This window comes from Polaribacter sp. R2A056_3_33, from assembly GCF_019278485.1.
In the GTDB taxonomy this organism is placed as follows: Bacteria; Bacteroidota; Bacteroidia; order Flavobacteriales; family Flavobacteriaceae; genus Polaribacter.
In genome coordinates, this window is the sequence record NZ_CP058984.1 from 193,986 (window position 1) to 213,764 (window position 19,779).

Genomic DNA, 19,779 nt, shown 5'->3' on the forward strand with positions numbered 1-19,779 from the left:
TTGCGTGTTTCAAGCAACTAATTTAGTAAATAATTACCGACCAAGAAAGTCCGAGAGGACTTTCGCAAGTAGGCAAAAAGCCAGCAATAAATTATATACGGTGTTCTACGCAGTTTTTTCTTCGTTTTGTATCAAATCCGTCACTTTTTTAATTCCGCAACCAATTACAAAAATTCGAGTTTTCCAGTCGTTTATTCCTCCATAAGGAATTTTGTCAGTCCAATATTCAACTTCACGTTTTTTGAGTTCCAATATTATTCTTTCAACTTCTTCGTTTTCTTTATACATTCCAATAAAATTCCGATTTGAGTGTTTATCAGATTTTATTTGTTTTAGAGCATATTGAACAGCATCTTTTTCGGTAGCAAAATATTCCAAAGTAGTTTTTTCTCCACGTTCTGTATAGTACCAAAGATAAAGTCCTCCATTATTTTCAATTCCACAACCTTCATAAATGAAATTTCCATTTATACTATAACTTTTCATTGGATAACAATTGTCTTTCAACCATTTCTTCAATTCCAACTCTGTTTCTATTTCGGTTTCGTTTTTCAAGTTTCGTAGAATTTATTCCTTCGTTTTTTTTAGTTTCAATTTCGGTTTCATTTTTTATTTCTTAAAATCCAAAAATTTTAAATTTATGAACAATTTTTGTTGGTTTGGTCAAATTGCGTAGAACGTTTACGTATATGAAATGTTGCGTGTTTGTGTGCGAGGATTTTCCGTAGGAAAATCAGAAGTTAGCAAACAAAGCAACTCACATTGGTTAAGCTAAAACTAGCAATTTTTTATATACTGTGTTGGCAACTGGCTTTTATTTATTCAGTCGGCATTTTTGTCGATACGTAAATCAGTTCATCATAATTGTCCGATGTAAATTCTTTTATTGCGCTCTGTTCCGTTATTGTCCCAATTCCAATTACTTTGCTTTGGTCAATTTTTTTATAATCCTCGTAGGTGACTATTTTTCCATCAAGAACGTAAAGTGTTTTTTTAATTGAGTTTTTATTTCCAGTTTGCAATTCCTGTAATTTTGTCGTTAGTAAAACAACACCATTAATATCTTTACTTCCATATATTTTTGTTTCTCCTTTTTTAATATACTTGAGGCTGGAAATATCTTCTTTTTTAATTAAAAACCATCCATCATTCATTGATTCATAATGTGTTCCAACTCCATCAATAACCAAAAGAGGGTTCTCTGTTAACGAATATTCCGTTTTTAATGAGTCAATATAGTTTGCTAAATACGTTTTTTCTGGTTTCTTTTTATCGCAAGAAATGCTCACTAAAATTAGAAATAAAATTAAGATTTTTGTTATTCGGTTCATTTTTAGCGTAATGTTTGTATTATACTGATATAGGTTGACCTTTTTTTAGGTTAATTTATACCGTTCAAAAAATTTTTTTAGCCGTTTAGAAGGCAAAAAATATTTTGAACTAGTTTTGTTTTCAAATTGTTAGTTCAGTCAAATTTACATTATTTCTTCGATATGATTTGTATTTGATGTTTGGATTTAAATGTACTTCAGCTGGTTTTCTTAATTCTAAGCTAAAATGGGTTCTTAAATTGTTGTAAATATATACTGCTTGTTTTGTTACTTCTTGAGCAATGGCAGTGTTTTTAATGCAATTTCTAAGTCCATATTCATATTTTAAAGTTCTATTAATTCGCTCTGCAATTGCGTTTTCATAAGGATCATATTGTTCTGTCATGCTCATCATTATGCCATTTTCTTCTGCAAATGCTGTGTATTTGGGGTTACAGTATTGAAAACCTCTGTCAGAATGATGTATTAATTTTTTATCAGGGTATTTTCTATTTTTAATAGCCATTTCTAGCGCTTCTGAACAAAGTGATGTCTTCATGTTGTTATCTAATTTATAGCCCATAATTTGCTTAGAATATGCATCTGTAACGATTGCTAGGTAATTGTGTCCATTGTCTGTTTTAATGTATGTTATATCGCTTACCCATAGTTGTTCTGGTCGAGTAGGAACTTGGTCTTTAATTAGGTTTTTATATTTTCTAAATTGATGATTAGAGTTTGTTGTTGTTACATAGTTTTTAAGCCTAGGAACAAGTAAATTGTGAAGCCTTAACACATCGTACAACTTGTCTCTACCTATTTTAATACCTTGTTTTATAAAGTCTTGTTTAAGTTCATCATATAACTTAATTCCGCCAGTTCTCATACCAACTAATTTTCGATATTCCTGTATCATTTCGATGACTTTTTCATCGTTTAGTCGTTTGTTTTCTTGGGTTTTGAGTCTTTTGTAGAAAGCTTGTTTACTAATCCCAAAACACTCATAGAACCATTTTCTTTTAAACGGTTTTTCTTTTTTAGTTCTATCTCTTTCGCTAATGTTTTGGGCAACGACTTTTTTGACAAATCGACTCCAGTAATGATTTCCATGTCAGCAATAATATCTTGTTGAAATTCCTTTACAAACTCCAATTCTTCAATACGTTCCTTTAGTTTTTTAATCTCATCTAATTTACTCATACCTGTATTTTGTTGGACTAAAGTACTATATTTTTTGATCCAATACCCAATTGTAGTTCTAGGAACATCATATTTTTTGGAAGCAAAGTTTGTGGAAATCTGTCCATTCTGAATTTGGTCAACGACGAATAATTTGAGTTCTAAAGTTGCTTTTTCGTACGTTTTTTTTCGCCAAGGTTGTTTTTGTGTTTTCATAAGTGACTATAATTAAGTGTTTAATTTTTAGTCAACCTATTTCAGGAAAGTACAGTTTTTAGCTTGTTGCCAACGTGTTTGTGTATGGTTAGTTGCGTGGTTAAGCGACTAAGTTAGCAAACATTTACGAACCCGTGAATATTCCGCAGGAATATTCGCAAGTAGGGAAGAACCTAGCAATTAATTATACACGGTGTTGTACTTAGTGCTTTTTTAATATTTCTATCAATTTTGTATTTACGTAAACGCTTTCTCTTCCAATTTTTTGAGAAGTTAATATCCCAATATCTTCCAATTTTTTTAAATATCGTGAAGCCGCTTTTCTTTCTACGTTTAATTTTTCTACAACAAATTCTATTTTAGAATAAGGTTGTTCAAAGAGTAATTCAATTAATTCTTTTCTATAAATTTTAGGTTCTTTTTCTTGAGCAAATATTATAGTTTTATCCAATAATACTTTAATTGAATTTATTTTTTCAATAGTTCTATTTGATGTTACTTCAACAGCTTTTAACATATAAATTATATATTCAGACCATTCGTTTTTATTGTTAACTGTATTTAGTAAACGATAATAATCTGCTTTATTTTCGTTGATATATGAGCTTAAATATAAAATAGGAATATCTAAAAGGTCGTTTATGATTAGGTATAAAATATTTAGTATTCTTCCTGCTCTTCCATTTCCGTCATAAAAAGGATGAATACTTTCAAATTGATAGTGTAAAATAGCTAAATTAATTAACGGATTTAAATTGTTTTGTTTAACATTAAAATGTTCTAAGAAGTTTCCTAATAAATCTAAAATTTCATCTTTTTCTTGTGGCGGTGTATAGACAATTTCTCCAGTTTTATCGTTTTTTAACACAGTTCCAGCCATTGAGCGAATTCCAGCATTATTTTCGATAATGGTTTTTTGAATAGTTTCAATATCTTTTAACTTTAAAAATCCTTGTTTCTGAATTAATTCAAAACCAGAAAAAATAGCACTTCTATAGTTTATAACTTCTTTAACTTGAGTTGGTTGTTTTGTGTTTGTTGCTAAAGCTTTATATAATTCATCTTGTGTTGTAATAATATTTTCTATTTCCGAACTATCTTTAGCTTCTTGTAAGACAACAGCATTTATCAACATTTCTTGATTAGGAATAGTTTTGGCAATTCCTTTTAATTCTCCTAATGAATTTGAGGATTTACTCAATTGACGAAGAATTTCAATAGTTTCTACTTTTTCTCTTTTTGGTGGAAGTTTTGCAAGTTTATTGATTTGGGACATTTTATCTCTTGTGAATTTTATATGTACCAAAAATACAAAAAATAGTTCAATTAAATTCAATATGCGACTTTTTGTCCCGCATTAAGTACAACGTGTTTGTGTATGGTTAGTTGCGTGGTTAAGCAACTAAGTTAGCAAACTTTAACGAACCTGAGAATATTCCGCAGGAATATTCGCGAGTAGTGAAGAACCTAGCAATTAATTATACACGGTGTTGGCAGTAGTTATTTATATTCAATTAGTTGCTTTTCGGTCAATTCAGAAATGCTATTATCAATATAAAGTTTTTTGATTCCAGCTCTTTCAAATAATTCAATTAATACTCTTTTTTCAACTTCAGAAAGTCCTCCGTCAACCATTTCTCTTTGTTGAACAATTCCAATCGAATTTCTAGTATTTAAATTATTATTTTTAAAAACGGATTTCACGAACTTTTCAGCTTTTTGAAACTCCGCAATTAAGAGTCGTTTATTGTTAAATTCAGTTTGAGAATTTTCAATTATAGTTCTTCCATTTGTCAAGTCCTTTATCTCAATCTTGTTGACGTAAAGTTTGATGTAATATTTGTTCTTACTAAAGATTCCCATTTTTTTAATTACTGCCAACGGTTACGTGTAAGAATCCGTTGCGTGAATTTAGAAAAAAGATAACAAAAAAAGACATAAATAATGGTAGAAAAAGAATATTCAGAAGTAAACAAAAAAAGCAATTGTTTTTACACATTGTTGGCAAATCGTTTTTTTAATTTTTTAAGGTCGGTATGGAATCGTTGGTTTTTACCGAATCTTGTTCTCTGGTTAATGATTCTTGTTTATAACCTTCTTTTTTTATGGTTGTTGAATCGTCAGAATCATATAATTGAGAATCAGAATCAACTTTATAATAATCAGATTCGTTTGACGGATAAACATTAATAATTGTTTCATTTGGGAACATTAACGGAATCAAGAAAGGCGTTAGGGCAACTCCAAAAAACGCTATTTTTTCACCATTTTTAAGTGTCGCCCACCAATCTAAAAAAGAAGTAATGATGAAATATTTTTTGCGAATTATAGTCCACCCATCGTCTAAGTGTTTTTGTAATTCCGATGGTTTTACGGTTATAAAATCATATCCAATCATCACCATCCATCCGTCCGACTTTTTTTCTCGTTTTAATTCGTATTTAATCATTTTAAGTATGAGTGATAAATGTTTGCCAACGTTTATGTATAAGAATAGTTGCGGGTTTGTATGCGAGGATTTTCCGAAGGAAAATCAGACGTTACAAACACGCAACGACCTTTGATTAAACACTAAACCGCAATTATTTTTATACGGTGTTGGCATTTCGTTGTTTTTATATTTTCATATCTTTTTGAAATCAAAATCTTCTTAAATCTAAAATTCCAACTATTAGTGTAGGAATAGCAAAAGGAAACATAAATAGTAAAAGTTTTTTATTCGGAATAAATGAGTAAATCAAAAGTGTTGATATTATAAAAATTATAATTTCTCCATAAATTATTTTTAAATTATACTTTTTAAAAATCGCACCAATTATTACAGGAATGATTGCTCCTAAAAGAACTCCAGAGATTAAAAGTCCAGATATGATTAATCCAGATTTTATTCCACTATAATAACTAACGATTAAAAAAAATGGAATTGTCCAAACAAACCAAGAATAATTTTTCAATTTATTCTGGATTTTATCCAATTTGGTTTCATTTCTTTTTTTATTCATATTTTGTAAATTCCGATTGAGTGAGGAATTCCGCAACTTGCTAAATTCCGCAATCAATTCGGGTTTTGTTTTTCAGTTCAGTTTTCGATTCCGAAAACTAGCTAAAAGTCCGACATAAATTTATTTTTTATTTTCCTTATTTTCAGTAATAAATATTTTTATTAAAGCTGCAATAAGTAAAAGTGTAGAACCTATAAATAACCAAAAACTAAATGAATCAATATTGAAATTTAAGTAACCAAAATTCAAGATATTTAAAATCATAGCTATGATAACTAATATTGAGGAAAAATTTCTTTTAATCATAGATATTTCAATTTGAGTGCGTTCTGTCAATGAATGCCAACTTGTTTATATACAGAGCTTTTATACTGATTTTGTTCCGTTATGGTGGGATATGCAGAAGTTTATTGTCTTTATATCCATTCTATAAAAGTAAGTGATTAAAATAAATCATCAAACGGATTTTTAATATTTTTTAAGCTTGGTTCTGTAACATGTGTATAAATCATAGTAGTTTTTGGACTACTATGACCTAATAGCTCTTGGATATATCTAACGTCTGTCCCTTTTTCCAATAGATGAGTTGCAAAACTATGTCTTAAAGAATGTAGTGTTGCTTTCTTTCTAATACCAGCTTTAAATAAAGCATTTTTTAATACTTTTTGTGCACTTGTATTACTATATTTTCCTCCTTTTTGTCCTTCGAATAAATATTTTTCTGGTTTATAAGCAATATAATATTCTCTTAAAATTTTTACAAACACAGGTGATAAAAGAGTGTATCTATCTTTTTTTCCTTTAGCTTGTTTAATATGTATTAACATTCTTTTACTATCGATATCGTTTATTTCTAGATTGATAGCTTCACCAATTCTTAAGCCAGCAGAATACAATAAGCATAAAAGAGCCTTATGCTTAAGGTTTGTTAAGGTGTTAAATAGCGATTTTATTTCAGATCCGCTTAACACTATTGGTAGTTTTTTTTCTTTTCGAGGTCTTTCAATTTGTATTTCTTCATAAGAATATCCCTTGTATTCAAAAAACTTTTTAATTCCACTTATAAATTGATTTTGATATGAAATTGATTTATTTGGAATAAAAATATAATCATAACTAAATGCTTCCACTATTTTTGAAGAGAATATTTCAGCATTTTTTAAAAGAACATATTTAATATAAGTTGTAGTAACATCTACATAAGTGTTCACAGTATTTTCACTAAAACGTTTTTGAAACAACCATTTTTTAAACTTTTGTAATTCTAATTGATAAACATCAGGTAGTTGTTCTATTAGGTGTGAATTTCTTCTTTCCTCTATTTTACTTTTGTTGATGAAAGGTTGTAATTCTATATAGTCAATAGTCCAATTTGGTTTTTTCAAATGATTGAAAACTATTCTTAAATTTTCTAACGAAAGTTCAGAATAAAAAGACCTTAAAGTTTGACTCCAAACAACATTTTTAAGTTTTTTAAGATGTTCTTTTATTTCATTATTATAAGCAAACCGAATTACTAAAACATTTTTATTACGAAGTTGAGAAATTGTTAAGTTGATTTTTTTCATAGCTTTTAGGTAAAGTTAACATTTTTTTTATAAAATCAATTTCTCGGATCTACCGCTACACTCATCTTTTTAGATTGAATTACATTCATACTACAAAATCCATAACGATTGGTAATTTTCCCATAACAACCATAAATCCCCATTCCGTTTACTGGATATTGATGTACAACATTTGTAAAATGTACTGCATCAAAGTAATGACCATCTTTATCAATAAAAGTACTCAGTCTCATTAATTTATTTTGAGACGTTTTGTTAAAGCGAGTAGTTACCAGTAAACCATAAATTAAAACATGCTGATTCTCAAAATCAATCATTTGTTTTGCTTTTATACTTGGCAAAAAAGGTTCGGTTACTAGTTTAAAATAATCATGCACAGTAAACCCTAACAATTCCATTTCATCATAGACTTTTTCTAACCAATGAGATTCTAGTTTTGGTAATTCATACTTTACTTGCTCTGTTTTAAAAAGCAATTGTTGTTTTGTTTTTTGTTTGGTAGCCTTCAATTTAAAAATAGCTTGCCACAAAAGTTGCTTTTTGGTTTTATGTGTAAAACGAAAAGCATCAATTCTAATTAAAATGGTTAGTTGTTCAATACTAATTACAACACGATCTATAAAATTTTCTAAAGACGTAAAATCCCCATACAATTGTCTTTCTGTTAACAATCTTTGAATTGTTAAATGCTCTAAACTTTTTAAATACCCAAAACCCAAATAAATAGTTTTATCTATAACAATGTTGGGGTGATTACTTTTATTGATACAGGGCAACTCAATAATTGCTCCTTGCATTTTTGCTTCATGTATATAATGTTCCGTTGAATAAAATCCACCTCCATTATTTAAAACCGCCACCATAAATTCTATGGGATAATAACATTTTAAAAACATACTTTGATAGCTTTCTATAGCATAAGAAGCCGAATGTCCTTTGGCAAAAGCATAGCCTGCAAAACTTTTAATTTGATTCCATACTTCAAAAATTAAAGCATCTTTATGCCCTTTTTTTCTACAGTTTGCAATAAACTTATCTTCTACAGCTTTAAACTCTGATAATGATCTGTATTTCCCACTCATTCCACGTCTTAAAACATCCGCTTCACCCAATGTTAAGTCTGCAAACTTACTCGCCACCTTCATCACATCTTCTTGATAAACCATTACACCATAGGTTTCTGGCATAATTTCTAACAAAATAGGATTCGCTTCTTTCCTTTTTTCTGGAAAACGATGTCTTTTTATAAATTCATCTTTCATTCCTGATCCTGAAACACCTGGTCTAATAATTGAACTTGCAGCCACCAAACCTAAATAATCTTGGGTTTGTAGTTTTTGCATCAACCCTCGCATTGCAGGAGATTCTACATAATAAGCACCAATGGCTCCACCTGATTTTAATAAATCATTGATGTTTTTATCATTCTTAAAACTTTCTACATCTGTAATATCTATGGGAGGATCATTTGGTCTGTTTCTTTTTATAATTTCTAAGGCTTCTTTAATTTTTGCCAAACCTCGTTGTCCTAAAATATCAAACTTAAAAACACCTACATCATCTGCAATGTTCATGTCAAACTGAACTGTTGGAAATCCTTTTGGAGGTAAACTTGTTGCTGAATAATAATGTATTGGTTTATCTAAAATCAATATCCCTGCAGAATGGACACTTACATAATTCGGAAAACCCTCAATTAGTTTACCATATTTTAAAACCAACGTTGCAATACTATCCGTTTCTTGCTGTTTAATTCCCTTACTTAATTTATCTATTTCCTCTTTTGGCAATCCAAATACTTTTCCTAATTCTCTAATGACTGCTTTATACTTAAAAGTATTGTAGGTTGCTAAAAGTGCTGTGTTTTTAAAGCGTTTAAAAATATAGTTGGTAACATCTTCTCTATCTTTCCATGAAAAGTCAATATCAAAATCAGGTGGAGAAGCTCTAAAAGGATTGATAAAACGTTCAAAGTACAAATCTAATTCTACAGGATCTACATCTGTAATACCAATAATATAAGCAACAATACTATTGGCACCACTCCCCCTTCCTACATGAAAGTACCCTTTACTTTTTGCATAACTCACAATATCATAATTGATTAAAAAAAAGGAAACAAACTTTAAATCAATAATTACTTTCAATTCTTTCTCAAGTCGATCGTGTACTTTTTGAGTTGGATTTTTATAACGTTTATGTAAGTTGTTTTTACATAAATCTAATAACATATTGCAATCTTTTTCAAAACTATTGCAATACTTTTTAAGATTTTGGTTTTTTCTATCTTCGTGAAAGTCAAAAAACGTATTACAACCTTGCAATACTTTTTCTGTGTTTGTAATACTATTTGGAAACTCTTTATAAAACGTTAACAATTCTTTTCTTTCATGCATTACATCTGTTGTAATACATTGTTCTGTAGTAGGAAGTTTACTTAATAAAGTATTGTTATCTATGGCACGTAACAATCTGTGTGCGTTAAAATCTTTTTTATTTCGGATGGTAACCTGTTGTTGTATCACAATTCTATCTTCAAACTTCTTTAAATGAGAAAAACGGAGTTTATTAATTTCTGCAATAGAAACTCCAATAAATTCATTCTCTTTAAAAGAGGTCATGTTTAACTGCAATACTTTTTCAAATGGATAAACAATAAATGCATCTTCTAAATAACTAGGAGTATCTGGAATATCAGTTTTAGTTTCTAAAAAAGTAGATAAGTATTGATTGATATTTTGAAAACCAACATTACTTTTTGCGAGTGCTACAAATTGTTGGGAATTTCCATTTCTGAAATCAACACCAATTACAGGTTTAATGTTATACTTTTTAGCTTGTTGTATAAAATTCATACAAGCAGAAGTATTGTTGATATCTGTAAGCGCAATACTTTTGATATTGTTTTCTTTTGCGAGTTCTAGTAGTTCTATTTCCGAAAAAGTACCATAACGTAAGGAATAATAGGTATGACAGTTTAAATACATAAAGCAATCAATTATTGTTTTCTATGTGCAAGAACCAAAGGAGGTTCTCCATTAAAAGGATTGCTAAAACGACCAATAGATTTTGCTCCCATAGAAGCTGCTCTCATAATACTTTTATCTCCATATTTATTTCTAACAGTATCCATTGCATTGTATAAATCCAATAGTTGTTCTGTATCGTCAAACAAATTAATTTGGTAATTACCACTGACAATGTCAGATACTTTTACCCCCACCAATCGAATTAACAATCTTCGTTGATATAATTTTTTAAACAATTCTAAAACAGCAGGAATGATAATGTGATCTGCACTTGTATAGGGAATTTTTATTTGCTTGTTATACGTGTTAAAATCTGAATATCTAATTTTTACACTAATCACACCTGCTAACTTATCTCCTTTTCTCAATTGATAAGCTAAATTTTCTGCCATTGCAAAAATGGTTTCTTTTAACTTTATCATATCAATTGTATCTTTAGTGTAGGTTCTTTCTGTGGATAAAGATTTACGTTCGTGAAAAGCAATAATGGGTGGATTATCTATTCCGTTTGCACGTTTCCAAATAGTTTTTCCATTTTTCCCTAAAACGCTTATCATCATTTCTAAAGGCATTTCTTGAATTACTTTTATTTTTTCTACACCTAAATTCCTTAAAATTTGATACGTTTTTTCTCCAACTGATGGAATTTTACGAATTGATAATGGTGCCAGAAATTCTTTCTCAAATCCTGCATCAATCAATAATTGATTATTGGGTTTCGCTTCTCCTGTTGCAACTTTAGATACAATTTTATTTTGTGACATTCCAAAGGAAATAGGCAAACCACTTTCTTTTATAATTCGCTGACGTAATTCAGAAGCGTATTTATAACTCCCAAAAAAAGCATCCATTCCAGAAAGGTCTGCATAAAATTCATCAATACTCGCTTTTTCAAAAATGGGTACTTTTTCTTTGATGATTTCTGTAACAATATTTGAGTATTTAGAATAAATACTCGTATCTCCTCTAATAACAATTGCTTCAGGACATAACTTTCTAGCAATCTTCATTGACATGCCTGAATGCACGCCAAAAGTTCTCGTTTCATAACTACAAGCAGCTACAACTCCACGATCTCCTGTTCCGCCAACCAACAACGGTTTCTTTTGCAATCGACTATCAATCAATCGTTCACAAGAGACAAAAAAAGTGTCTAAATCGAGATGTAAAATATTTTTCTTCACACCACAAAATTAACTACAAAAACAAACAATTATTGCTTACATTTGTAGTATTATGAAAATTATATCCAAAAACATACGTCATTTAAGAAGTTTAAAAGCGCTTTCACAAGAGCGTTTAGCTGATGATTTAAATGTAACAAGATCAAGAATAGGTTCTTATGAAGAGAACAGGTCTTCACCTACTTTAGAGTTTTTAATAGATTTCTCTAACTATTTTAAAGTACCTATTGATATATTATTGAAAAACGACCTTACCAAAACTAAAGATATTTCGTTTATAGAAGTTGGAAGCAAACGTGTTTTATTTCCAATTACAGTTGATGACGAAAATGAAAATTTAATTGAAGTAGTTTCTGCTAAAACTTCTGCTGGTTATTTATTAGGGTATGATGATCCTGAATATATTGAGCAGTTAGAAAAAATAAAATTACCTTTTTTACCTACTGGTAAACACAGAGCATTTCCTATTAAAGGAGATTCCATGTTACCTATGAAAGATGGATCTTATGTGGTTGCTGAATTTGTAGAAAATATTACAGATGTTAAAAATGGAACGTCTTATATCATAGTCACTAAAAATGATGGTATGACCTACAAAAGAGTCTATAATCAAATTGAAGAGAAAGGAAGTTTACTTTTAAAACCTGATAACAGAGAATATCAGTCTTATGAAGTTCCTTTAGAGGAAGTTTTAGAACTATGGAAATTTACTTGTAGCATAAATACGCAAGAGTATGAAGAACATGAACTAAAATTGAGTAGTATTATGCAAATGTTTAATGGTTTAGGTGTTGAATTGAAACAATTAGAAAAATCTTTAAAAATGAGTTAAAAAAATCAATTTTAACCTTTAAGGAATAAAAATCTTAATTATATTTGAATAGAAATTATATATAAATCCGAGTACACGATTCAGTACACGATTTAGTTAAAATAAAGCATAAAAGCGTGAAATTAGGGTGTTTTGTTAAATTCATAACCCTGAGGTCACGGGTTCAAATCCCGTTCTCGCTACTATTTTAAATCAATAAAAAACAACAGTTTAGGTCTCTAAACTGTTTTTTTATGCAATCAATTTACCATTACCTTACCCTAACAACAGAAATTGAACACGATTTTGAACACGATTCTAAAGTTTTAAACCTTTTTTCTTCCCCAAAAATCTATACAGCAAAAGGAGATTTATCTAAGCGATGGTACATCTATTTTTCCTTCAGAAATCCAAAAACAGGGAAATTGGAACGAATGGCAAATGTATATGGTAAAGTAAACCAATACAAAACCAAAGAGAATAGAATGAGCATCTTGTCTTCTTATAGAAAAAACTTGTTGTTTTTACTAAAACAAGGCTTCAATCCTTTCATAGATAACTCCGAGTTGTATGAGCAGTTGAAAAATCATACTGTTAATATAGAACTAGAAGAAACTCTTAAAGAAGAAGCAATATCTCCATCAAAAATAAACGAATCTGTAAAAAATGCTGTAAAGGAAGCCCTAGATGAAAATATGATTACTTCACTTTTAGAAAATGTAATTCTAAAGGGAGACTTATCTAAAACAACCAAAAAACCTATAAAAAACAACCAAAAAGAAATTCACATAAAAGAACAAAATACTGGGAATAAGAATCAAGAAGAAATGTCTATTGTAAAAGCTTTTGACTTTGCTCTAAGCTTAAAAGAAAAGGCAGTAAGTAGTGGAACGATAAAAGATTATAAAAGAAAAGCAAAACTTTTTATTATTTGGATGGAAGAAACGCATCCAACCAAAAAGAATATAAGAGAAATTTCTAGAAAAGATTTATTAGATTATTTTAATGGAATTGTTTTAAAAACAAGCGCAAGAAATCGTAATAATTACAGAACAGAATTAGGAAGTATCTTCCAAGTATTAAAAAATAATGAATTGGTTGCTGAAAACTATATTCAATCAATTCCTGTATTAAAATCCAAAACAGAAAGAAATAAGGTTTACACATTAAAAGAGCAACAAAATATATTTGAATATTTAGAAAAACAAGATCAACTATTATTACTATTCATAAAATTCGTTTCTTATAGTTTCATTAGACCTATTGAGGTTTGTAGAATAAGAATTAAGGACATTAATTTAGAAACTAAAACCGTTCAATTTAAGGCTAAGAATAGCCCTTTAAAAACAAAAATTATTCCTAGTATTTTATTTGATGAATTACCAGATTTATCAAAGTTAGATAAGGAATCCTTTTTATTTACTCCAGAAGCAATTGGAGCTTTCTGGGATGCAAATGAAACTAATAGAAGAGATCATTTTTCTAAAAGATTTAGAAAAGTTGTAAAAGACCATTTTAAATTGAATGAAGATTATGGAATTTATAGTTTTAGACATACCTTTATCTCAAAATTATATAGAAAACTGAGAGAAAATGCTTCTCCTTTTGAAGCTAAGAGTAATTTAATGCTGATTACAGGACATAAATCAATGAGTGCATTGGAAAAATATTTAAGAGAAATTGATGCAGAGTTGCCAGAAGATTACTCAAAATTATTTAAGTAAAAAATGAGTAAAGAAACTAGAAAAGTAAATGTAATTTATCAGGAGTTTAGAAAAAGGGTATTTTACCCTCTTTTACTCAATTCCCCAAAATTCTATTTCGAACACTTAATTGAACAAGTACAAATCTAACAAATAGAATGGGTGTTTGATATTTTGATATTAGCAAGAAAGAAAATGGATATTGTTTTTATTGATGATAAAGATGAATCACAAGAAATTTTAAATAAACGGAGTCTTTTAAACGAAAACTTGTTTGATTTAGTAGACTGTCAAATAGAACTCAAAACTAATTAATTTTTCTTTTTCACCTAAAAAACTGCTATAACAATACCCAATATGTTACCTAATAATACTATTGCTTAGCTCGAACTCACGCTATTTAACAACTTTTTATAACTCCATAATAGTATAAAAATCAAGTGCAATTATTTTACATTGCCTATATTATGCGTTAATTATACGTAAAATTAACGCATAATTCAACTATAGATATGCTTAAATTCATAATTATTTTTAATAAAAATAAAGAGTATTATATAAAACAAAAATTTAAACTAAAGACTTTTCAAAGCATCTAACTCCACTCCTATCCCAAATAACATTAATGTAATACAAGTTTGTAATACAAAACTTGATTTGTGTTACAAGTATTTTATCAATCCATTTAAAGTATCTCCTCCATATTTTGATAATGATTTTTCTTGGAAAAATCGAGATAATGTAACTAACTATAGTTTTACTCCCAATAAATACAAATCATTGCTTACAACTTACCATACATTTAAATACAGAAGTATAATTTGATAATTAAGAAAAATATTTGAATTATCTAAAAAAGACATTGTATATATCTTTACATTACACTCGAATCAAAAATCGACGAATTAAATCTATTAAAGCACAAAGCTACATACTTCTTATTTAGTTTATTTTCACTACATTAGATAATTATTTAGCTATGAAATCTATTATTTTACTTCCTAACATTCATAAGGGTTCAAATATTGTTATGATTAATTTTCCTTTTGATCAGGAAATAAAAAATCATTTAAAATTATTACCCGAGGTACAATGGAGCCAAAATTTGAAATCTTTCTACATTAAAGATTCTTCAAGTAATAGGAGTTTATTATATAACCATATTCGACTAAAAAAATGGTTTGTTAATTATGAAAAACTTAAAAAAAAAGTTATACCTCCGTCAGAAGAAATCTACAAATTGGTCTTACCTGCTTTATCTATCGACTTAACTTCAGAATTAAAAAAGTTTAAAAGATGGTTGCAACAAAAAAGATTAAGTGAGAATACTGTTAATACTTATGTGGAAGTAACTGCATACTTTCTTCGTTATGGATTACTAAAAAAAAATGAAGATTATTCAATAAAATTAATTGAACAGTTTAACTATGACTTTATATTTAGAGCAAACAGATCCGTATCCTATCAAAATCAATGCATTAATGGAATTAAAAAATTTCTTTTTTTTAAAGGTATAGAAATTAATTTATTAAATATTGAAAGACCTAAGAAAGAAAAGAAATTACCAGCAGTTTTAAGTGTTGCAGAAATTAAAGCCATATTTAATAATCTTACAAATCTAAAGCATAAAACATTATTAAGTCTTCTTTATTCTGGTGGACTCAGAATTGGGGAAGTATTAAATTTAAAAGTTGATGATATTGATAGCAAAAGAATGTTAATTCATATTAAGCAAGCTAAGGGGAAAAAAGACAGGTATACTTTGCTCTCGTATTCTTTTTTAATACTTCTTAGAGAGTACTATTTAGCTTATAAACCTAAAGTTTTTCTTTTTGAAGGGCAAAATGGACATAAATACAGTGGTGCCAGTGCTCAAGCTGTGTTAAAAAAAGCATTGAAAAATACTAAAATTACAAAAAAGGTTACATTACATACTTTAAGACACTCTTTTGCAACACATTTATTAGAAAATGGAACAGATATTAGGTATATACAAGAATTATTAGGTCATAGTAGCCAAAAAACTACAATGATATATACTCATGTTACAAAAACTAGTCTTAAAAATATTAAAAATCCTTTTGATGAATTGTAGGAATAAATTACTTTTAAAGAATCATATTCAATGTATAAATATAATCATAAAACTTCAGCATATAAACCCAAATAAGAGATATATACTGATATAACATAAGCATATAAACAAGTTGTGCATAATTATGAAAACAGTACTAAAATCAATCTTTTTGCTAATTATAAACTTCTCGTGTTATAGTCAAAACAGCGGAAAGGAAAATCTGAATTTAGTATTCTATAATGACTGTTCTGAAAAAATCATAAAACCAGAATTTGAAATTGACTCATTTCCAAAATTTAATTATAAAATAATTAATGTTTACGTTAAACGTGGAGAATTAATTGGACAATATTCAACAACTTTAAAAACAATTAATGACACAATTAGAATACCTAAAATTCTATTTTCATTTGGAAATGAATTACATTCAAATCGCTGGAATTATTTGAATTGTGAAAAAGTTTGCAACGGAACTGAAACGGATTTTTACTCGAACGGAAATATAAGAGTTAAAGGAATTTTTAAAAATGGAAAACCGATTGAAATTTTCGACTTCAGGCAAAACGGAAAATTACTTACTCAAACTTTTTACGAAAATCTAACTTTAAATTATAAACGTGTGAATTACTTCGATCAAAATGGAGATTTGACCGAATATGAAATTTATAAAAACAAAAAAAGGAAAACTATAATAAAAACATTCGATAAAAATCAAAAATTAGTTAGCCAGAAAATTGAAAGATATAATATTGAAAAAACAAAATGGAATTAAAATAACTATGCACAACAACGTGTAAAAAAAATTGCTTAATTTTAGCTTAACCAAAAGTAGTTGCTTTTTTACTCACTCCTATTTTCCTGCGGAAAATAGCCGTTCACAAAAATCGCAACTTTTTATACACAAAACCGTTATAGCCCATTTAAAAAAACCGATGGATACCAAAGCTAAAAAAATTTTAATAAATACATTTTGGACAAGTTCTGGTTGGAAAGATGAAAAAATTACTGACACAAAAGATTTTGAATATGCGAAATCAAAAGGAGTAATGTTTGAAAAAATCACAATCGACCACGAAGAATTGGGAGAAAAATTATTGAAAGTTTATGATAAAATTGACAAGCAACAAGTTGTTGACTTTTTTATCGCAAGTTTGACTTCAAGAAAATTAGAATATCGTTCGTTTCTTTCGAGTTTTGCAATTGCTCGAGTTTTTAAAACACATAAATTCCAATCAACTGATTACAAAATTTGTAAAAATTGCGGAATTTATAATAAAGGAAAAACTGAATATGATTTGAATGTTTTAAATTTTGAAAAAATTAAATGGGGCGGAGTTAGGTTCTCAAGTATAGAATATGTGTTATTTGATTTAGAACAAATAGAGAAAATAACAAATGTAAAACCAACGAAAGAGGATTACGAAATTTTAGAGAATATTAAGAATGTGATTATTAATTTACCACAAGAAGAAAGACCAAGACAATTGGAAAAAAAATTATCGAAAGTTTTTAAATCGAATATAAATGAAAGAGAAAATATTCTTAACATATTAGGAATATGCGGAATTTTAGAAACTGAAGATCAGAAAGGTTTCTATAATAATTTTATACCTTATAACGAAAGAGAAGATAGACCAGTTAATAAAACAGATTGGTCATATCCAGTTGATTGGTGGCAAGGAAAATTCGGAATTAATAAAGAAGCTTGGAATTATTACTTCGGGTAAAAAAAACGGGCTATAACACCGTGTATAATTAATTGCTAGTTTTAGCTCACTTGGGAAATTCCTCCGGAATTTCGCCGTTCGTACTTTATTTAGTAAATTCACTCATTAAACGACGCAACTAATCATACACAACAACGTTGTAACACATTTGACCAAACCAACCTCCATTCAATAACTTAACGCAACAAATCTAAAATTATAGATTTGTAAAATGGAAGTAAAAAAACATAGACGATTAACTTTGAAAGAAAGAGTGATTATTCAGACTCTTTTAAATGAAGAAAAGTCTAAATCTTATATAGCAATTAAACTCAATAGATCTCGTTCAACTATCGGTAGAGAAGTGAATAAATGGGTGCAAAAAAAAGAACATAGATATGATGCTGAACTTGCTCATTGGTGTGCTAAAGAAGATTATTTAAACAAGAGAAATTTAGATAAAATAAGCACTTATTCTTTACTCAAATTTTTTGTTTACAAAGGACTTTTATCAAACTGGACTCCTGAACAAATTTCTGGAAGATTAAAAGAGTTGTATCCTAATAATCTAATAATGTCTATTTCACACGAAGCTATTTATAGACACATTTATACTAGACCACAAGCTCGTTTAAATAAAAAGTTAATCAAACTATTAGTACGTAAAAAAACAAGACGTAGAACCCCTAAAAAAAGACGTGGTGGTGGAAGTAAAATCATTAACCAAGTCAGTATTGACAACAGACCACAACATATTGACCTTAGAAATGAAGTGGGACATTGGGAAGGAGATTTAGTGATTGGGAAAAATCATAAAAGTGCTATTGGAACTATTGTAGAGCGCAAAACTAGATTTACTTTAATAGTAAAATTAGAGTCTAAAAAAGCAGGTGAAGTAGCTAATGAGTTTTCTAAAATATTAAACAAATTAAATCCTATTTATAAAAAATCAATGACATATGATAACGGAATTGAAATGGCGAGACACGAAATGATTACTAAAAAAACAGGTATGAAAATATACTTTGCACATCCATATTCTTCCTGGGAAAGAGGAACAAATGAAAATACAAATGGACTCATTAGAAGATATCTTCCAAAAGGAACAAACTTCAATGAAATTGACGTAAATAAACTCCAAAATATTCAAGAAAAATTGAACAACAGACCAAGAAAAATTATAGGATACAAAACTCCAAAAGAAATGATGGATTTAGAACTTAAATTTGTAGCTTAGTAACATCAATAAACAAAAACGGTTTGTTGCGTTACAACATTGAATCCAAGCAGCAGTATTTACATATTAAGTTTAGTATTATTAATGAATTTATTTTCTTGTAAAAAAGATAATAAAATGAAAAAAAATGAGCCAAAAACTGAAACAAAAACAACTATTGTAAAAATTAAGGAAAGTAAAATTTCGACGATCGAAAGAGATTCAACTTTGGAACTTCAAAAAGTAGATTTAATTTACACATATTCTGACAAACAAGTTGACACTTTAATAGGATTTTGCAATTGCGAAAAGAACGTTAAAAAAAACACCTTAAAAATTCAAATCAGAACTGAATTTCCTTCTTTGAGTGAACTTAAAAAAGGAAATAGAAGTGCAACCGAATTTCAAATGGGAATTGAAAGACAATATAGATTTCTGACTTTTTATCTGAGAGATTCTATTGTGGAAAAAACAAATATTTTTAAAGCATCTACAGAATCACAATTTGAAAATAAAAAAATAGATTCAAGTTCAATTAAAAACTATAAAATTAAAATAAGCAAATTTGATTATAAAATTGCTCAAAATGTTTGGGGAAATTATGAATTAGAATTACCAAATCCTTTTGGTTTTATTGAAAATGATTTTAAAATAAAAGGAACATTTCATTGTAATAATTGGAGAATTGTAGAATATAAAGAATTACCAGATTGGACTATAAAAGGAAATAATTACATTGAATAAAAAACGTTGCCTAACACCGTGTATAAAAAATTGC

General features: G+C 28.4%; 19 protein-coding genes. 8 read left to right on the forward strand and 11 right to left on the reverse strand.

Annotated elements, in window-relative coordinates:
* Positions 1-105: 105 nt before the first annotated feature.
* The 11 genes from H0I29_RS00955 to dinB form a co-directional block, all read right to left on the reverse strand.
* The gene (locus H0I29_RS00955) at positions 106-555 is read right to left on the reverse strand and encodes a hypothetical protein (protein WP_218754097.1); all 450 of its coding nucleotides are present in this window, start codon (positions 553-555) and stop codon (positions 106-108) included.
* Positions 556-818: 263 nt separating this feature from the next.
* The gene (locus tag H0I29_RS00960) at positions 819-1,331 is read right to left on the reverse strand and encodes a hypothetical protein (protein ID WP_218754098.1); all 513 of its coding nucleotides are present in this window, start codon (positions 1,329-1,331) and stop codon (positions 819-821) included.
* A gap of 121 nt (positions 1,332-1,452) precedes the next feature.
* Positions 1,453-2,301: an IS3 family transposase gene (locus tag H0I29_RS00965; RefSeq protein WP_254712738.1), complete on the reverse strand. Its 849-nt coding sequence runs from the start codon at positions 2,299-2,301 to the stop codon at positions 1,453-1,455.
* A complete protein-coding gene (locus H0I29_RS00970; protein WP_025566198.1) occupies positions 2,247-2,705 on the reverse strand; it encodes a helix-turn-helix domain-containing protein in 459 nt (152 codons plus the stop codon). Before H0I29_RS00970 ends, H0I29_RS00965 begins: the two co-directional genes overlap by 55 nt.
* 202 nt (positions 2,706-2,907) lie before the next feature.
* Positions 2,908-3,981, reverse strand: a complete 1,074-nt coding sequence (locus H0I29_RS00975) for a Fic family protein (protein WP_218754099.1) — start codon at positions 3,979-3,981, stop codon at positions 2,908-2,910.
* Between the two features lie 224 nt (positions 3,982-4,205).
* Positions 4,206-4,586 (reverse strand): hypothetical protein, encoded by a 381-nt coding sequence (locus tag H0I29_RS00980; RefSeq protein ID WP_218754100.1) that lies wholly within the window; start codon positions 4,584-4,586, stop codon positions 4,206-4,208.
* 136 nt (positions 4,587-4,722) lie between these two features.
* On the reverse strand, positions 4,723-5,154 hold the full coding sequence (locus H0I29_RS00985) for a hypothetical protein (protein ID WP_218754101.1): 432 nt from the start codon (positions 5,152-5,154) through the stop codon (positions 4,723-4,725).
* Positions 5,155-5,344: 190 nt separating this feature from the next.
* Positions 5,345-5,707, reverse strand: coding sequence for a hypothetical protein (locus tag H0I29_RS00990; protein WP_218754102.1), 363 nt, complete (start codon positions 5,705-5,707; stop codon positions 5,345-5,347).
* A gap of 443 nt (positions 5,708-6,150) precedes the next feature.
* Complete coding sequence (locus H0I29_RS00995) at positions 6,151-7,275, reverse strand: tyrosine-type recombinase/integrase (RefSeq protein ID WP_218754103.1); 1,125 nt, start codon at positions 7,273-7,275, stop codon at positions 6,151-6,153.
* A gap of 35 nt (positions 7,276-7,310) precedes the next feature.
* Positions 7,311-10,262: a DNA polymerase III subunit alpha gene (locus H0I29_RS01000; RefSeq protein ID WP_218754104.1), complete on the reverse strand. Its 2,952-nt coding sequence runs from the start codon at positions 10,260-10,262 to the stop codon at positions 7,311-7,313.
* An 11-nt stretch (positions 10,263-10,273) separates the two neighbouring features.
* A complete protein-coding gene (gene dinB / locus H0I29_RS01005) occupies positions 10,274-11,488 on the reverse strand; it encodes a DNA polymerase IV (protein ID WP_218754105.1) in 1,215 nt (404 codons plus the stop codon).
* 52 nt (positions 11,489-11,540) lie between these two features.
* Here dinB and H0I29_RS01010 point away from each other — a divergent pair, with 52 nt between their 5' ends.
* The 8 genes from H0I29_RS01010 (at position 11,541) to H0I29_RS01045 (ending at position 19,745) form a co-directional block, all read left to right on the forward strand.
* Positions 11,541-12,320, forward strand: coding sequence for a LexA family transcriptional regulator (locus H0I29_RS01010; RefSeq protein WP_218731069.1), 780 nt, complete (start codon positions 11,541-11,543; stop codon positions 12,318-12,320).
* Between the two features lie 233 nt (positions 12,321-12,553).
* Positions 12,554-14,023 carry a tyrosine-type recombinase/integrase gene (locus tag H0I29_RS01015; RefSeq protein WP_218754106.1) on the forward strand — a complete coding sequence of 490 codons (1,470 nt, stop codon included), beginning with the start codon at positions 12,554-12,556 and terminating at the stop codon, positions 14,021-14,023.
* Between the two features lie 636 nt (positions 14,024-14,659).
* Entirely contained in the window at positions 14,660-14,827 is a 168-nt protein-coding gene (locus H0I29_RS18455) for a hypothetical protein (RefSeq protein ID WP_218731034.1), read from the forward strand.
* Between the two features lie 154 nt (positions 14,828-14,981).
* Positions 14,982-16,097: a tyrosine-type recombinase/integrase gene (locus H0I29_RS01025; protein ID WP_218754107.1), complete on the forward strand. Its 1,116-nt coding sequence runs from the start codon at positions 14,982-14,984 to the stop codon at positions 16,095-16,097.
* A gap of 124 nt (positions 16,098-16,221) precedes the next feature.
* Positions 16,222-16,851, forward strand: a complete 630-nt coding sequence (locus H0I29_RS01030) for a hypothetical protein (RefSeq protein ID WP_218754108.1) — start codon at positions 16,222-16,224, stop codon at positions 16,849-16,851.
* A 160-nt stretch (positions 16,852-17,011) separates the two neighbouring features.
* Positions 17,012-17,806, forward strand: a complete 795-nt coding sequence (locus H0I29_RS01035) for a hypothetical protein (protein ID WP_218754109.1) — start codon at positions 17,012-17,014, stop codon at positions 17,804-17,806.
* A 211-nt stretch (positions 17,807-18,017) separates the two neighbouring features.
* Complete coding sequence (locus tag H0I29_RS01040) at positions 18,018-19,022, forward strand: IS30 family transposase (protein ID WP_218754066.1); 1,005 nt, start codon at positions 18,018-18,020, stop codon at positions 19,020-19,022.
* Positions 19,023-19,139: 117 nt separating this feature from the next.
* On the forward strand, positions 19,140-19,745 hold the full coding sequence (locus H0I29_RS01045; RefSeq protein WP_218754110.1) for a hypothetical protein: 606 nt from the start codon (positions 19,140-19,142) through the stop codon (positions 19,743-19,745).
* Positions 19,746-19,779: the final 34 nt, after the last annotated feature.

Coding starts and splice junctions, on each gene's coding strand:
- H0I29_RS01025 (WP_218754107.1), top strand. CDS start 14,982: ATGAAATCTATTATTTTACTTCCTAACATTCATAAGGGTTCAAATATT.
- H0I29_RS00975 (WP_218754099.1), bottom strand. CDS start 3,981: ATGTCCCAAATCAATAAACTTGCAAAACTTCCACCAAAAAGAGAAAAA.
- H0I29_RS00960 (WP_218754098.1), bottom strand. CDS start 1,331: ATGAACCGAATAACAAAAATCTTAATTTTATTTCTAATTTTAGTGAGC.
- H0I29_RS01000 (WP_218754104.1), bottom strand. CDS start 10,262: ATGTATTTAAACTGTCATACCTATTATTCCTTACGTTATGGTACTTTT.
- H0I29_RS01010 (WP_218731069.1), top strand. CDS start 11,541: ATGAAAATTATATCCAAAAACATACGTCATTTAAGAAGTTTAAAAGCG.
- H0I29_RS00985 (WP_218754101.1), bottom strand. CDS start 5,154: ATGATTAAATACGAATTAAAACGAGAAAAAAAGTCGGACGGATGGATG.
- H0I29_RS01045 (WP_218754110.1), top strand. CDS start 19,140: ATGAAAAAAAATGAGCCAAAAACTGAAACAAAAACAACTATTGTAAAA.
- H0I29_RS01040 (WP_218754066.1), top strand. CDS start 18,018: ATGGAAGTAAAAAAACATAGACGATTAACTTTGAAAGAAAGAGTGATT.
- H0I29_RS00995 (WP_218754103.1), bottom strand. CDS start 7,275: ATGAAAAAAATCAACTTAACAATTTCTCAACTTCGTAATAAAAATGTT.
- H0I29_RS01030 (WP_218754108.1), top strand. CDS start 16,222: ATGAAAACAGTACTAAAATCAATCTTTTTGCTAATTATAAACTTCTCG.
- H0I29_RS01015 (WP_218754106.1), top strand. CDS start 12,554: ATGCAATCAATTTACCATTACCTTACCCTAACAACAGAAATTGAACAC.
- H0I29_RS00990 (WP_218754102.1), bottom strand. CDS start 5,707: ATGAATAAAAAAAGAAATGAAACCAAATTGGATAAAATCCAGAATAAA.
- H0I29_RS01035 (WP_218754109.1), top strand. CDS start 17,012: ATGGATACCAAAGCTAAAAAAATTTTAATAAATACATTTTGGACAAGT.
- H0I29_RS00970 (WP_025566198.1), bottom strand. CDS start 2,705: ATGAAAACACAAAAACAACCTTGGCGAAAAAAAACGTACGAAAAAGCA.